The sequence below is a fragment of the Rhizobium sp. UBA1881 genome, assembly GCF_002338015.1.
Lineage (GTDB): Bacteria > Pseudomonadota > Alphaproteobacteria > Rhizobiales > Rhizobiaceae > Rhizobium.
Genome location: NZ_DDHH01000003.1, coordinates 1 through 684 on the forward strand (window position 1 = coordinate 1; position 684 = coordinate 684).

General features: G+C 58.8%; 1 protein-coding gene. It reads left to right on the forward strand.

Annotation, left to right across the window (positions count from 1 at the left end; all coding sequences use genetic code 11):
• Positions 1–114: 114 nt before the first annotated feature.
• The gene (locus B3605_RS00310) at positions 115–321 is read left to right on the forward strand and encodes a hypothetical protein (RefSeq protein WP_112946167.1); all 207 of its coding nucleotides are present in this window, start codon (positions 115–117) and stop codon (positions 319–321) included.
• The last annotated feature ends 363 nt before the right edge of the window (positions 322–684 follow it).

Sequence of the window (684 nt, forward strand, 5' to 3'; positions counted from 1 at the left end):
TTGTTTACGAGCCGGATGATCCGAAGTATCATCCGGCCCGTACTACTTAGGTCTTAGAAAAACCCGTTTTTCAGGCCAATAATGGAGACTATAAAGAACGAGGGAGGACTGCTGATGATTGCCAAAGGATCGAACTGCATCGTCGAAGTCACGGTAGACGGAGCGCAGGGCCGCCTTGCGGTCGGTATCATGAACATGCAACAGGCTCTCGAACTACCTGAAATGCCCAGCGTATCCTACACCCATCCGGATCCCGCCAAGGCGGCAGCCGGTGTTACCATGAACCGCGAGCAGCTCGCCGGCTTCATGGCGCGTCACTGAGAGCGATCGCCACCGCGATCCGCTCCCCTTATATAAATGCGGCCAAGACAGGCGGCGCCACCGGCGCCGCCTCTTCTTTTTGGCAAAGCGACAGAGCCCCTCCCCTCTTGTCCGATCCTTCTTATCCCCGCGTTTTGCGCCCCCGCGTCTGGCATCCCCTCACCGTTCATGCCAAAAACGCCGATAACAGAACGCCGATAACAAAGAGCAGAGGAACAGGCGATTGAGAGAGCGGCGCGCACCGCAAAGGCAGAACGGCCGCAACAGGCCTGAAGCCGTCGAGAGCAAGCGGGTGACCCTGCCGCGCGCTTTGTCCAAGCTCGGCTACTGCTCGCGAACCCAGGCCGAAAAGCTGATCGCCGA

Excerpts from the sequence above, each read along its gene's own strand:
- B3605_RS00310 (WP_112946167.1), top strand. The coding sequence starts at position 115 with ATGATTGCCAAAGGATCGAACTGCATCGTCGAAGTCACGGTAGACGGA.